At 46.6% G+C, this 14,646-nt stretch carries 14 protein-coding genes; 1 reads left to right on the forward strand and 13 read right to left on the reverse strand.

Features of this window, described 5'->3' with window-relative positions; translation table 11 throughout:
- Window positions 1-5: 5 nt before the first annotated feature.
- Complete coding sequence (locus LG272_RS10365; RefSeq protein WP_126759238.1) at window positions 6-983, forward strand: hypothetical protein; 978 nt, start codon at window positions 6-8, stop codon at window positions 981-983.
- Here the strand turns inward: LG272_RS10365 and LG272_RS10370 are convergent.
- The 13 genes from LG272_RS10370 to LG272_RS10430 form a co-directional block, all read right to left on the reverse strand.
- The gene (locus LG272_RS10370; RefSeq protein ID WP_404408375.1) at window positions 936-3,083 is read right to left on the reverse strand and encodes an aminotransferase class V-fold PLP-dependent enzyme; all 2,148 of its coding nucleotides are present in this window, start codon (window positions 3,081-3,083) and stop codon (window positions 936-938) included. The two genes, LG272_RS10365 and LG272_RS10370, sit on opposite strands and share 48 nt — an antisense overlap.
- Window positions 3,084-3,101: 18 nt before the next feature.
- Window positions 3,102-3,332 carry a (Na+)-NQR maturation NqrM gene (gene nqrM, locus LG272_RS10375; protein ID WP_092855940.1) on the reverse strand — a complete coding sequence of 77 codons (231 nt, stop codon included), beginning with the start codon at window positions 3,330-3,332 and terminating at the stop codon, window positions 3,102-3,104.
- A gap of 14 nt (window positions 3,333-3,346) precedes the next feature.
- Entirely contained in the window at window positions 3,347-4,369 is a 1,023-nt protein-coding gene (locus LG272_RS10380; protein WP_404408378.1) for an FAD:protein FMN transferase, read from the reverse strand.
- Between the two features lie 34 nt (window positions 4,370-4,403).
- Window positions 4,404-5,645: an NADH:ubiquinone reductase (Na(+)-transporting) subunit F gene (gene nqrF / locus LG272_RS10385; protein WP_404408380.1), complete on the reverse strand. Its 1,242-nt coding sequence runs from the start codon at window positions 5,643-5,645 to the stop codon at window positions 4,404-4,406.
- Between the two features lie 45 nt (window positions 5,646-5,690).
- Window positions 5,691-6,299 carry an NADH:ubiquinone reductase (Na(+)-transporting) subunit E gene (gene nqrE / locus LG272_RS10390; RefSeq protein WP_126759241.1) on the reverse strand — a complete coding sequence of 203 codons (609 nt, stop codon included), beginning with the start codon at window positions 6,297-6,299 and terminating at the stop codon, window positions 5,691-5,693.
- A 10-nt stretch (window positions 6,300-6,309) separates the two neighbouring features.
- Window positions 6,310-6,942, reverse strand: a complete 633-nt coding sequence (locus tag LG272_RS10395; protein ID WP_126759242.1) for an NADH:ubiquinone reductase (Na(+)-transporting) subunit D — start codon at window positions 6,940-6,942, stop codon at window positions 6,310-6,312.
- Window positions 6,942-7,718 carry a Na(+)-translocating NADH-quinone reductase subunit C gene (locus tag LG272_RS10400; RefSeq protein ID WP_126759243.1) on the reverse strand — a complete coding sequence of 259 codons (777 nt, stop codon included), beginning with the start codon at window positions 7,716-7,718 and terminating at the stop codon, window positions 6,942-6,944. Before LG272_RS10400 ends, LG272_RS10395 begins: the two co-directional genes overlap by 1 nt.
- A complete protein-coding gene (locus LG272_RS10405) occupies window positions 7,711-8,910 on the reverse strand; it encodes an NADH:ubiquinone reductase (Na(+)-transporting) subunit B (protein WP_092855951.1) in 1,200 nt (399 codons plus the stop codon). Before LG272_RS10405 ends, LG272_RS10400 begins: the two co-directional genes overlap by 8 nt.
- A gap of 2 nt (window positions 8,911-8,912) precedes the next feature.
- Complete coding sequence (locus tag LG272_RS10410) at window positions 8,913-10,253, reverse strand: Na(+)-translocating NADH-quinone reductase subunit A (RefSeq protein WP_126759244.1); 1,341 nt, start codon at window positions 10,251-10,253, stop codon at window positions 8,913-8,915.
- Between the two features lie 271 nt (window positions 10,254-10,524).
- On the reverse strand, window positions 10,525-11,703 hold the full coding sequence (gene fabV / locus LG272_RS10415) for an enoyl-ACP reductase FabV (RefSeq protein WP_404408383.1): 1,179 nt from the start codon (window positions 11,701-11,703) through the stop codon (window positions 10,525-10,527).
- Between the two features lie 92 nt (window positions 11,704-11,795).
- Window positions 11,796-12,110, reverse strand: coding sequence for a BolA/IbaG family iron-sulfur metabolism protein (locus LG272_RS10420; protein WP_126759246.1), 315 nt, complete (start codon window positions 12,108-12,110; stop codon window positions 11,796-11,798).
- A gap of 10 nt (window positions 12,111-12,120) precedes the next feature.
- Window positions 12,121-12,600, reverse strand: coding sequence for a hypothetical protein (locus LG272_RS10425; RefSeq protein WP_404408385.1), 480 nt, complete (start codon window positions 12,598-12,600; stop codon window positions 12,121-12,123).
- 223 nt (window positions 12,601-12,823) lie between these two features.
- On the reverse strand, window positions 12,824-14,626 hold the full coding sequence (locus tag LG272_RS10430; protein ID WP_404408387.1) for a cation:proton antiporter: 1,803 nt from the start codon (window positions 14,624-14,626) through the stop codon (window positions 12,824-12,826).
- Between the last annotated feature and the right edge of the window lie 20 nt (window positions 14,627-14,646).

Consider the following 14,646-nt stretch of genomic DNA (forward strand, 5'->3'; position numbering starts at 1 on the left):
GTTTTATGATTGCGGTCAGTTTGGTCGTTGCAACAGCATTAAGCGTCACCTCTTTAGAGAGCAAGCCTGATGTGCACTGGATTGGTGTCAGTGCGCCGACAAATAATGTGGTGTGGCTAAGTGGCTCAAACGCGACGATTGCGCGTAGCACTGATGCCGGTGAGACGTGGGAGTATTTTAATCCCGCCAACGAAACCTTGCAGTTTCGTGACATTGAAGCACTCGACGCAAATCATGCCTATGCATTAAGTATTGGCGATAATGGCGACTCACGCGTTTACTACACATCGAATGGTGGACGTAACTGGCAGCTGCGGTTTCGTGCTGGCTCCAATCAGTTTCTCAATTGTATCGCCATGGCTAGCAGTGGCGAAGCATGGGTTTATGGGGACAGTCTTGAAGGTCGTTGGGAAATGGTTCGAAGTACCGATGGCCGGAACTGGTTGTCGGCAAGTAATGTCGTTGATAGCGCACCACTTTCCGATGAAGGCGGATTAGCTGCTAGCGGTGGATGCGTGCGCTATAACAACAACGTGTGGGCAATAGGTACGGCCAACGGAAGCAAGGCACGACTATTATTAAAGCGCAATTTTGGTATTCGCTTTAAAGCCATTGATACCCCGCTTCCCGCAGGTCCGAGTGCTGGCATTGCGAGTGTGTGGCCATTGTCTGAAAACGACGCCATTATCGCCGGCGGTGACCTCAATGATCCGTCCGCGGTACCGCGACTCATGCGTTATCAAAATGGCGAGTTTGCCGCTCTGCCAGAGCCGGATTTTGATGGCGCCTTATACAGTTTAACGGTGCGCCCGAACGGCGATATGTTAGTGAGTAATCCGAATGGCGCTGCATACCTAAACAGCGCCGATATGACATGGGAAAAACTGAGTGATGCCAACATTTGGAACAGCGCGTGTATTAATCAGCGCTGTTATTTAGTTGGTAAAGATGGCTTTGTTGCGCGTATCAGCTTCGATGAGTAGTGCGGTACCGCCCGACAAATGACTGACCTGTTCAAAACCGTGTCTAGCTAACACTTGCGCAGCCACTGCGCTGCGGTGTCCGGAACGGCACACACAGACAATTGGACGCTGATTATATTGCGCTCGATGACTATAAATAAACTGCGCTAATCGTGTGAGCGGCACGTTAATCACTTCGGCATCAACCGATAATTTCCGAACTTGATGCTCTTGCTGTTCGCGCACGTCAACAACCAAGGTTTCAGGTTGCTCCAACCATTCTTGCTGCTGTTCAAGTGACACATCAATAAGTTGGCATGGCAAACAATCACCTGAAACTTCACAAAGTTTCTCGACCACACGAAACGCATCATCACGACGAGCAAGCAATAGTGTTTGCTCATGTACAATCTTTGCAAGCTTTTTGACATCATGCTGTTCGCCAATAAATGCAAAATCGACATGAGGTGCGGCTACCTCGTTAGTGAGTGGTGAGCTCAGCAAAAACATCGGCTCTCGCGTTCCAACGCGATATAAACGTCTCGCGCCCACACGCAAGCACCCGAACACTTCAACTTGACACTCGACCGGCGCTTCACAGCCGCCAACCGCATCCAATGGCCAACCAACGGCATCACGTTGGGCACTACAACCACTTGCACAAAGAAGCTGAGCTAGCATGGCTGCGGGGCTGTCTGTCGCCTGCGCTTCGGTTGTCAATACAGCCTTCACCCGGTAGTTTTGGCACGCTACCAAACGTTCAATTCGTTCAGCCAGCTCAGGCACCGGATCGATCACCGCCATCTCGCCAGCGGCTTTATCAATTAGCAAATAACAACAGTGACTATCAAAGCGAAGCTGAACAACCCCATCTAGGTTGCTATCAACATCTTCATTGGTGTCAGACACTAATAAACAAGATTGGCGTAAAGCCATCGCGGCATCACGAATGCGTTCGCACGCAGCATCAATAATTGCCGGTGACGTTGCGGGCCCGAATGAAAGACGAATGGCTGAGCTAGAACGCCACGATTCTAAGCCCATGGCATCCAGCACGAAGCTTCTGGTGACACCAGAACTACACGCCGAACCGGAACTGACGCGAATATTCGCCGCATCAAATACATCCATAATGTCTCGCGACGGAACGCCACGTACTGAAAAGTTCAAGGTTGTTGGCACTGAATCTGCAAGCTCATGATTCAAAACCAAGGTGGGAAACGCGCTACGCAACGCTTTCAATAATTTTTCTCGATATCCTTCGAGAACTGCGTGGCTCTGAAAAACTTGCTGCTCTTTATCTAACAACAACTCAAACAGCGCATGTAACGCAGCAATGCCCGGTAGATTCTCGGTTCCAGAGCGCTGCCCCTGCTCTTGACCGCCACCTATAATTAGTGGCGTAAAAGGCGCATTTTCACGCACATACATAAACCCAATCCCTTTAGGGCCATAAAGCTTGTGACCACTGAAAGGCGCATAATCAATTGTTGTCTCACTCAATTGCAGCGATTGCTTTCCGAGAGCTTGAACGCAATCAACCATCCACGGGACAGTTGTATTTTCGGCTCGAATAACTTCTTCTAAGGCGCTTAAATCTTGCATTACACCCGTTTCGTTATTCACGGCCATGGTACAAATCATGTGCGCGGCGCCCACATGCTCAGCAATAAATTGCAGGTCTAATTTACCGCGTTTATCTACAGGGATAGGCTTTAATTCAGCATTAAGCTGTAGCAACTTATTCCAGTGCTCGAGCGCTTGCGGTACGGCCTTATGCTCGGTTGCCCCATAGAGTAACCAACGTTTACCGCCCAAATTCGTGCTATTACGCGCCGCCGTTAACGCCGATAGCACCGCTGTCTGAATACCTTCGGTTGCACCGCTCGTAAAAAATAGGCGCCCGCGCGGTGCACCAATAACTTGGCGCCCAAGGCGACGCGTGTTATCGAGAATATATCGAGCCTGAAGGCCGGTGATATGACTACTAGAAGGGTTTCCAAACACATGCTCCATCACATGTTCGACGGCTTGAGCTATCTGAGGTAACACCGGTGTTGTTGCGTTGCAATCAAGGTAAATTTCAGCCGTTTTCGGGCGAATTTGTACCGGTGTAACCATCAGTGTAACTCCTTCAACTTAATCGATTCGATTTTCCTGCCACTGCTTTTCTTTCGCAGCTCGAGCTTCTTCAGCCATGCGGGCTTTCTTATCATCGCACGGATCTTTGCAGTCGCAAGCCTTTTCCATACCTAATGACGAGATACCGCCGCAACTACCGGAAATAGATTTACGTTGGGCGATGAAACCCACCGACATGGCTAATACCACCACCAACATGATGACGAATACAGCAATAAAAACGCCCATGTGGACCTCCTGAGCTACTGCTCAAATCGTTTGAATGCAGTACTAGTGTACTCTTTAAATTGATCGTTTTCACGGGTCACTAGCAACACCGCAAGAGCTTTTTGGTTCGCAAACGCTAATGCTTGCTCAGCGCCCATTACCGTTAACGCTGTCGCATAAGCATCTGCATCCATACAGGTTTCGCTGATCACCGTTACCGAAACTAAATTGTGCTGAATGGGATACCCAGTACGCGGATCGATAATATGCGAATAGCGAACGCCATCTTCCTCAAAGTAGTTACGATAATCACCTGACGTTGCAACGGCATTGTTACCTGGCTCAATAATGCGTTGTACCGCACGATCCAAAGAAACCGGCTGCTCAACCGCAATTCGCCATGGTTGCTCACCTGGCTTTGTGCCACGCATGCGCATCTCACCACCAATTTCTACGAGGTAGTTCTTGATTTCCATTTGCTCCAGAAGCACCGCAACGCGATCAACACCATAGCCTTTCGCAATCGTGGACAAATCAACATACAAGTCAGGAATCGCTTTAGTTAACTGATGGTTTTCAACGGTTAAATATTGATAACCAATTTGTTTGCGAATAGCTTGTAATTGCTCTTCCGACGGCACGCGCTCAGGCCGACCTAGTGGGCCAAAACCCCATAAATTTACTAACGGCCCTACAGTAACATCGAGCAGCCCATTCGTTTCTGCACCAATCTCGAGTGCACGGCGAACAACCGTCTCTAACGAACGAGAAATAACTACCGGATCTGTGGTCTGACGCTGATTAAACAACGACAACTCTGAGTTCGGATCGTATGTCGACATTTGGCTGTTAACTTGCTCTAGCACAGCGTCCACACGCTCTTTCACACGCTCCGGCGAGTGATTCGGATTCGCAGTTACATAGCGGATATGGTAGGTCGTACCCATGGTCTCACCCGACACCGAAATTTGCTGTGGTGCAGGCGTGCATGAAACGAAAAAGGCCAGCCCTAACAGGGCTAGCCAAACTCGCAGAGTCGATGATTGATTCATCTTCATCCGATTTATTTCACCTTACAGTTAACCGTTACGGTTAGCCACCGAAGTCATCTAACAAGATGTTTTCGTCTTCGACACCTAAGTCTTTCAACATTTTAATGACCGCAGCGTTCATCATCGGTGGTCCACACATGTAAAACTCACAATCTTCTGGCGCTTCATGGTCCTTCAGATAGTTTTCATACAACACATTGTGGATAAAGCCGGTGTAACCTTCCCAATTATCTTCTGGTTGCGGATCAGATAAAGCAACGTGCCATTCGAAGTTGTCGTTTTCACGCGCCAACATATCGAAATCTTCAACATAGAACATTTCTTTCTTCGAACGTGCGCCGTACCAGAACGTCATCTTACGATCAGACTTCAAGCGACGTAATTGGTCGAAGATGTGTGAACGCATTGGCGCCATACCAGCACCACCGCCAACAAACACCATTTCTGCTTTGGTATCTTTCGCGAAGAATTCACCAAATGGTCCAGAAATCGTCACTTTATCACCTGGCTTCAGGCTAAAGATGTAAGACGACATTTTACCTGGTGGCAAGCTCATATCACGCGGTGGCGGCGTAGCGATACGCACGTTCAACATGATAATGCCTTTTTCATCTGGGTAGTTCGCCATTGAGTATGCACGAATAACTTCTTCATCAACTTTCGATTCGAGGTTAAAGAAGCCAAAGTGCTCCCAGTCGCCACGGAATTTTTCTTCGATGTCGAAATCTTTAAACTTCACGTGATGCGGTGGGCATTCAATCTGAATGTAACCACCAGCACGGAATGGCACTTCTTCGCCTTCAGGTAGCTGAACAACAAATTCTTTGATGAAAGTTGCAACGTTATTGTTCGATTTAACCGTACAATCCCATTTACGAATACCGAATACTTCTTCTGGAAGTTCGATTTTCATATTTTGCTTTACGTTTACCTGACATGATAAACGGCAGCCTTCACGTGCTTCTTTGCGGTTAATGTGGTCACGCTCAGTTGGCAAAATATCGCCGCCACCTTCTTTGATAACCACGCGGCACTGACCACATGAGCCACCGCCACCACACGCTGACGATACGAAAATACCAGCGTTAGCTAACGCACCTAGCAACTTCGTGCCAGGTTGTGTGGTAATTTTCTTGTCTTCGTCATCGTTAATTAAAATCTCGACATCACCCTGAGGGACCAATTTTGATTTGGCGAACATAATCACCGCAACCAAAATCAATACAATCAAGGTAAACATGCCTACGCCGAGCGCTATTAGTGTCAAATCTTGCCCTTGCATCGACTTGTACCTCTCGTTAATCCGTTTCTATCGTTACCGGTGCTATTACAGGGATACGCCAGAGAATGACATAAAGCCCAAACCAATCAGACCTACTGAAATAAAGGTAATACCTAGGCCGCGTAGGCCATCAGGTACATCCGCATATTTCAACTTCTCACGTACCGCTGCTAAAGCAACAATCGCAAGTGCCCAGCCAATTCCGCTACCGATACCGTATACTACGCTCTCACCAAAGGTGTAATCACGCTCAACCATGAACGAAACACCACCGAAAATTGCGCAGTTCACTGTAATCAATGGCAAGAAAATACCCAGCGCGTTATATAACGCTGGTACGTATTTATCCAATGCCATTTCTAGAATCTGTACCAGCGCTGCAATAACGCCGATAAAGGTCAAGAAACGCAAGAAACTTAAGTCGGCATCTGGGAAACCAGCCCAATCTAATGCACCAGGTGCCAAGATGTTGTGGTAAACCAAGTTGTTAACAGGTACTGAAATGCCTAGTACTACAATAACAGCAACGCCCAAACCAAACGCAGTGGTAACTTTCTTAGATACTGCCAAGAAAGTACACATACCAAGGAAGAACGATAACGCTAAGTTCTCAACGAAAATCGATTTAATAAATAAACTGATATAGGCTTCCATGGTCTGCTCCTTAATCCTTCGGCTCTACTTGCTCGGTGCGGAAGGTACGCAGTACCCAAATGAAGCCACCGATAATAAAGAACGCACTTGGTGGCAATACCAACAAGCCAATTGGTTGATACCAACCACCTTCAGAAGCGAGCTGCATAATTTGATAACCGAACAAGCTACCAGAACCAAACAGTTCACGAATAAAGCCAACCGTTAGCAAGACCACTGAGTAGCCTAAACCGTTACCAATACCATCTAAGAATGACAGACCTGGCGTGCTTTTCATCGCATACGCTTCAGCACGGCCCATAACGATACAGTTGGTAATAATCAAACCAACGAATACCGAAAGTTCCTTCGCGATGCTATATGCATAGGCTCGCAAAACTTGGTCAACCACAATTACCAAGCTGGCGATAATGGTCATTTGCACAATAATTCGCACGCTCGATGGAATATGGTTTCGAATAATCGAAATAAATAGGTTTGAAAATGCCGTCACGAAGGTTAGTGCAATACACATAACCAAAGTGTTTTCCATTTTCGATGTTACTGCCAACGCCGAGCAGATACCTAAGATTTGTAGGGCAATCGGGTTGTTGGCAAAAATCGGCCCAAATAGAACCTCTTTGACTTCTTTTGCACTGGCCATTAGTTCAGCTCCCCTTTGCGAATTTTATCAAACAGTGGGCCGTAAGCGTTTTCGCTGAACCAGAACTTCATGGTGTTTTCAACACCGTTACTAGTTAGCGTCGCACCAGAGAGTGCATCCACTTGATGGTCTTTGTCAGTTACATTTTTTGTAACTTCCAATGCCACACTGTCGTTTTCATAAATTTCTTTGCCTTCCCAGCTCGCTGTCCAGTTTGGATTCTGGATTTCGCCGCCAAGGCCCGGAGTTTCGGTGTGCTCGTAATAGTTGATGCCTTTCACGGTATTCATATCGGGCGCAACAGCCATGAGGCCATACATAGTACCCCACAAGCCATAACCACGAATGTAAACAACAACCGTTTCTAGCTCACCTTGTTTGTCGTTGATAAAGTAAACTTTAGCAACGTCTTCACGAGAACCAATGCCAGCCAAATCGTTCGATTTTTCTAACTTGGTGCCTAACCCTGCCTTTTTAGCAGAAGCAATCGGGTCATATTCAGTAGGATTTTTACCATCGACTGAATCGACTTCCTCAAGCGTATTTAGGTTGAACAAACGTGTTTCAACACGCTCTTCAAATACTGCAATAACGTCTGTTTCAGGCGTTAATAAGCCAGCCGCATCAAGCACGTTGCGTTGCATATCTAATGCAGCATTTTTCTGCTGCAGCGGTTTCAAACCAACCGCCGAGCCCGCCACAATAATCGCACACACTAAACAGAGCGCGATTACGACAAATAGCGTTTTGCCGAGTGATTCGTTTTTCTTAGCCATTGCGTGCCATTCTCCGTTTAATGTTTGATTGAACAACAAAGTGGTCAAACAGCGGGGCAAATACGTTGGCGAATAGAATCGCTAACATAATACCTTCTGGATACGCAGGGTTTACCACACGGATAAGTACGGTCATTGCACCAATCAAGAAACCGTAAGCGAACTTACCTTTATTGGTAAACGACGCTGAAACTGGATCGGTCGCCATGAACATCATACCGAAAGCGAAACCACCAACGACCAAGTGCCAGTACCACGGCATAGCAAACATTGGGTTGGTATCGCTACCAAGCATGTTAAATAGGAATGACAATGCCACCATACCAACAAACACACCAGAAACGATGCGCCATGACGCGATGCGGAAGTAGATAAGCGCCAAACCACCAATAAGAATCATCAGGGTCGATACTTCACCCATTGAACCTTGAATGTTGCCTAAGAAAGCATCCCACCATAATGCGGTGTCAGTAATGTAGTCTGTGCTTGACGTTGCTTGACCGAGCAGTGTGGCGCCCGAGAAGCCGTCAACCGCGGTCCATACTTGCTCTCCCGAAATAGAAGCCGGGAACGCGAAGTACAAGAATGCGCGACCAGTCAGTGCCGGGTTTAAGAAGTTACGCCCAGTACCGCCGAATACCTCTTTACCAATCACCACACCGAAGGTGATACCTAGAGCAACTTGCCACAATGGCATGGTTGCTGGCAGCGTCAATGCAAACAATACTGACGTTACGAAGAAGCCTTCATTGATTTCATGCTTACGAATTGAAGCAAATAAGACTTCCCAGAAACCACCGACAATAAAGGTTGTGGCGTAAACAGGAACGAAGAAGCAAGCGCCATAAAACAGCTTACCAGCCCAACCGGCTGTGCTTAAATCGCCACCTAGTGCAGTAAACAAGCCTACTTGCCAAATATCAGCGAGCTCGTAACCGTTTACCAATGCCATAGCCGCTTGATTACCGATGTTGTACATACCCCAGAACATTGCTGGGAAAGTCATCATCCACACCAAGATCATAATACGTTTCAAATCAACGCTGTCTTTTACGTGGGTAATGCCTTTGGTTACTTTACCTGGCGTATAGAAAATGGTTGCAGCCGCTTCGTATAAGGCATAAAACTTCTCGTACTTACCGCCTTTTTCAAAGTTTGGCTCAATATTCTCAAGAAAACTTTTCAAGCCCATGATCAGCCCTCTTTCTCAATTTCGGTCAACATGTTACGCAACACAGGACCGTACTCGTATTTGCCTGGGCAAACATAAGAACACAGCGCTAAATCCTCTTCATCCAACTCTAAACAGCCCAATTTTTGAGCTTGTTCAGTGTCACCCGAGAGCAAGTCACGTAGCAAAATCGTTGGCAAAATATCAAGCGGCATCACGCGCTCATAGTTGCCGATTGGAACCATCGAACGGTCAGAACCGTTAGTGGTAGTAGTCATCGCAAACAATTTCTTTGGATTCAAATGGCCTAAATAAGCACGAGTAACCGAGTGTTGATTAACACCAGGCTTGATCCAGCCAAAGAATTCTTTTTGATCACCTTCAGCTAATACGCTGACTTGGTTATGAAAACGACCCAACCATTGGTGCGCATCGTCAACTTTATGGCCGTTTAACACCGAACCAGAGACAATACGATTGTTGCCTTGCGCCAATTCACCTTTGGTAAGCTCACGCAAGTTTGCACCTAAACGCGTGCGCAACAAACGTGGCTTCTTGGTGCACGGGCCACCCAAAGCAACAACGCGGTCGGTAAATAGTTCACCAGTAGTAAACAACTTACCGTAAGCAATTACGTCTTGATAACCGATATGCCAAACATGCTTGGCCATTGAAACTGGCTGCAAAAAGTGAATATGGGTACCAACTAAACCCGCTGGATGAGGTCCTGCAAAGCTCTCTAGTTGTACTTTGGCATCGCCAACATCAACGTCAGCATCAGCCGCCTTAACCACAAAAACTTTGCCTTGGGTCAAGTTACCAAGAACTTTCAAACCGTCAATAAATGCTTGTTTGTGTTCGTTGATAATAACGGCTGGGTCAGCGGCTAATGGATTGGTATCCATCGCGTTGACAAAAATTGCGGTAGGCTCTGCGTCAAGCTTTGGTGAACGGCTAAATGGACGAGTCCGCAATGCAACCCATTGACCTGAGTTGTTCAATTGCTCGACGACCTTTGCACGATCAAGGCTCGCTAATTCGTTACTGTCGTATTTGGCAAAGGTTTCTTGCTCATCGCCGTCAATTTCAATGACAACGGCTTGCAAAACTCGCTTTGCGCCACGCAGCACGTCTTTAACAACGCCCGCAGCAGGTGCAGTGAATTTAACCCCTGGGTTTTTCTTGTCTTCGAAAAGTACCTGGCCTTTTTTAACGCGGTCTTCAACCTTGACATGCATGGTTGGGCGCATTCCCACATACTCTTCACCCAGTACGGCAACGGTGGTGATGGCTTGGCCATCCTCGATAGTTTGCTGGGGCGCACCCGAAATCGGGATATCCAGCCCTTTCTTGATCGTAATCATACGCGTTTGCACTACTCGTTAGGGAAGATTAATCTCACTCCAGCGCAGGCATGTAAACGAAGGTTTAAATGCCTACACTGACCAAATTCTGTCCATTTTCACCTAGGGCGCGCATTTTAGCACTTTTACCGGGTAAAACAAAACCGATATTAGCTATTCGATATTAGATATTAGTAGGCATTGATCTCCACTAACATCTCTCATCTTTTGGCTATCGGCTTTGTCTTTTCCCAATATCTAATATCTAATTTCTAATAGCGCTTTTGCCTTTCTACCAGGTGACGACGGGATCGACGTCGGCGTCATAATCAACACCTTCCATCCCAAAGCCGAACAACTGCAAGAAATCACTGTGATAACCCGCATAGTCAGCTAACTGATGGAAGTTATCTTGAGTCACTTGATTCCAGAGCTGCTCGATTTTTGCTTGAGTTTGATCGTTGGTTTCCCAGTCATTCATAAATAAGCGCCCTGCTTCATCCAGTTTTGGATTTTCAGCATAAAGCGCATCGCGTAATAAACGATGAGTCTGCTCAATACATCCTTCGTGAGTTCCTTCTTCCTTCATCACTTTGTAAATAAGCGAGATGTACAAAGGCATAACTGGAATCGCTGAGCTGGCTTGTGTAACCAAGGCTTTCAACGAAGAAACATAAGCTTCGAGGTGAATGTCTGCATAACGGCTACGCATCGCCGCCGCCGCGCGATCAAGATCTTCTTTGGCTTTACCAATAGTCGCGTGACCATAAATTGGCCATGTTAGTTTTTTGCCAATGTAGGTATATGCTGTGGTTTTTGCATTCGGAGCAAGCACACCAGCATCATGCAATGCGGCCATCCAAAGTTCCCAGTCTTCGCCGCCCATGACTTTGATGGTTTGTTGAATTTCGTCTTCGTTAGCCGGCTCAAGTGTTATTTCAGAAACTTCATCTTTGTCAGTATTATAAGTTTTAGTGGTGTAAGCCTGACCAACTGGCTTTAATGTTGAACTGTAAACTTCACCAGTTTCTGGGTCTTTGCGCTTTGGTGATGCCAAGCTGTAAACCACTAAGTCGACTTGCCCCAAATCTTCTTTAATTTTGGCAATCACTTCTTGTTTGATTTCGTTTGAGAAGGCATCACCATTGATGGTGTGCGCATATAAACCTTCTTTTTTCGCTGCACTGTGGAATGCAGCCGTGTTATACCAACCTGCTGTTGCTGTTTTCTTTTCGGTTGGCTCTTTTTCGAAACAAACACCTAATGTTTTCGCGCCGGCACCGAAGGCAGCATTGATGCGCGTCGCTAAGCCGTATCCAGTCGAACACCCAATGACTAAAACGCGTTTGGGCACATCAGTCAACGCCGGTTGTTGCTTCACGTAATCAATTTGTTGTTGAACATGTGCTGCACAACCTACTGGATGCGCATTGGTACAAATAAACCCGCGAATTTTTGGATGAATAACCATGTTGTTATGTCCTATTGTTTTGAATTCATATCAATATAAATGGCGGCTAGTGTAACCGACTGCAGTGCAGCAAGTGATCTGAGCTGTTAGCTTCAGTCGAGCTTGCTGCCGCCTCGACACGCCGGTGATGACGGCACTTCATGCAACTGATGCCACTCTACTGGGCTATATACATGCAGTGCTAATGCGTGCACAGGCCCCGCCAACTCATCTCTTAAAATCTTGTTTATTGCGCGATGGCGTTGTAATAAACGCATACCATCAAACAGTTCCGCCACAATCACTACTTTAAAATGCGAGTCATCGCTTGGCGTACCATGCAAGTGGCTTTCGTTAATAACGTCTAAGTGTAGAGGAGAAAATTCCGTAAGTAGTTTGTCTTGAATTACTTCCTGCAGCGTCGTCATATGCGCCTCGCTAATCGTTATCGAGTGAGCTAAAGCAAATTCGCGAATCACGCCCTATTTTAGCAAATGCATCAATAACATTGGGTTCAGGTTCATTCGGACGGTACGCAATCCGATACCATTGCGCCCCGAAATTGCCCGATAGTTGATATAACAACACACCGTGTTGTCGATATAACTCAACGAGCTGCTGTAGACCTTCGCGACGATTCTTTGGAAATACCGATTGTTCGCCAACCAAGCGCCAACGATTCAGCTCATCGGCCTCGGCCATCAGCGCTTCATTAACGCGATCGCGGCAAAAACTTAGTTGAATTGCCGAGTTAGATAACGCCCAATTTCCGGTTGGTAACTGAGTTTGATCAATCGCAATAACATGTTGTTCAAGTTCATCAACTGGCTGTTGCGGCTCGCACCCAAATAACATCAGCGCTAAGGTGCCCGATAGAATCGATCTATAGATTGCTTTAAGCCACGTAGTAAACGGCATGATGCGTTTCCAAAACAACGAATGAATGGCTCTGCAGTATAAAGACTATTGGCGGAAGAAAAAAGAGGATGGAACATCCGTGTTCGAGGGGATAACGTCATTCCATGAGTGTCATCCCAAATCCATGCAGGCATCTTATCTAATAAAAAAACGCATTTCAATTACAATTTGGTAACATTTTTATAAGTTTTTAATTTTAAAAACGATTTAATTTAAAAAAATGTTAGTTTCCGTCCAATTCTTGCTCGGGACTAACCAATGCCACAATCTGCCAACCGGCCTTTGGCTCAAAGGTTTGGTCACTTGAGAATAAATGGCAATGCCCGCGTTCATCCAGTGCATACAATGGTAACGCTCTGTTACCATAGCGATCCTGATAATCGTCATAGTGAAATGATTCAGTTAATGCGGTTGTTTTAACTTGCGCCCCCTGAAAGGTCAGGCTTGCCAGTTTTGAGAACGTGACTCCCTTGCCGAATAGTTTCAAGCGCTTACGGTACACGTCCGGTAATTGGTTTCGCGCTGGCGCATCATGGTCGGTGCTATGTAGCGCAAAGATCTTCTCTGCATCAAACCAGTCCATAAAATGCATCGCTACCACGGGGTTTAACTGCCGATAAGGCGACAAAATTAGAACGTTGCCAATACCGGTTAAATCCATATTATTTTCCGCGTGCTCGGAAGTCGGGTTGCCAAAGTAAACCGGCAAGTTTTCCATTCTGGCTTGTTTGATGTGTTCCCAGTTAGTGTCAGCCAAAATCACCGGAAATTTATTCTCTTGCAGCGATTTAGCAATCAACCGCGCGGTTGGATTTGCGCCGAAAATTAAAAAACCACGCGCGGGAGGTTCCCGAAGTTTCAGCGCATGAGCAAGAGGTTTGGCCGTTAGACTTTGCAGAATGACGGTACTTAAAATGACCAAGAAAACTAAAGGAACAAGTATTTCCGCTTGCTCCCAACCGGCTTGCTGCATTTTCAATGCAAACAATGCAGATACTGCGGCAGCAACAATACCGCGCGGAGCAATCCAACTGAGCAAGACTTTCTCTTTGAATTCGGTTTGCGTACCAATCGATGACAACCACACACTCAGTGGACGCACTACAAAAATAATAATTGCCAACAGAACGACTGCCGGCAAACCAAGCGAATTAAATGCGTCAGGCTGTATTCGGGCCGCAAGAATAATAAATAGCCCTGAAATGAGAAGTACCGACAGCGTCTCCTTAAATTCAAGAATCTCATCTAAATCAAGACCACGCATATTCGCCATCACCATTCCCATGACGGTTACGGTCAGTAAGCCTGACTCATGTTGCATGGCATTTGAAACCGCGAAGACGCCTAACACCACAGCTAACGTAGCGACATTGCGTAAGTAGTGCGGAAAGATATTTTTAATCAGTGCCCAACCGAGTAATTTACCGCCGGCAAAGCCAAGTGCAAAGCCGACGCCAATGGTTGTGGCAAAGGCCTGTAATGCCTGTGACCAGCCAGCGCCCTGACTCGAAATAATGAATTCATAGACCAGCACAGCCAATAACGCGCCAATCGGATCAATGATGATGCCTTCCCAACGCAGAATATTGCCGAGTCGCGCCAACGGTCGCACTGAGCGCAACATCGGCATAATCACTGTCGGCCCTGTGACCACAACCAATGCGCCAAATAACGCGGCGAGCTCCCAGCCAAACCCAATCAGGTAGTACGCAGCAATCGCAATAGTCACCCAGGTGACAACCATACCGATGCTGACGAGGTTCGTTACCATTCGGCCATGCCCACGTATCTCTTCAAACTTGAGAGTTAACGAACCTTCAAACAGAATGATTGCAACTGATAACGAGACTAATGGAAATAAAATATCACCAAACACGGCGTCCGGATCGAGTACGCCAAATACCGGCCCAATCACAATCCCCACAATTAACAGCGGCAAAATTGCCGGCACTTTCATCCGCCATGCGCCCCACTGGCACATAATTGAGAGCACACCAATCAATGCAAGTGCTGACATATTTGACATAAGTCTTCCTTTTGTATTTT

The organism is Pseudidiomarina marina (assembly GCF_044807045.1).
GTDB lineage: Bacteria > Pseudomonadota > Gammaproteobacteria > Enterobacterales > Alteromonadaceae > Pseudidiomarina > Pseudidiomarina marina.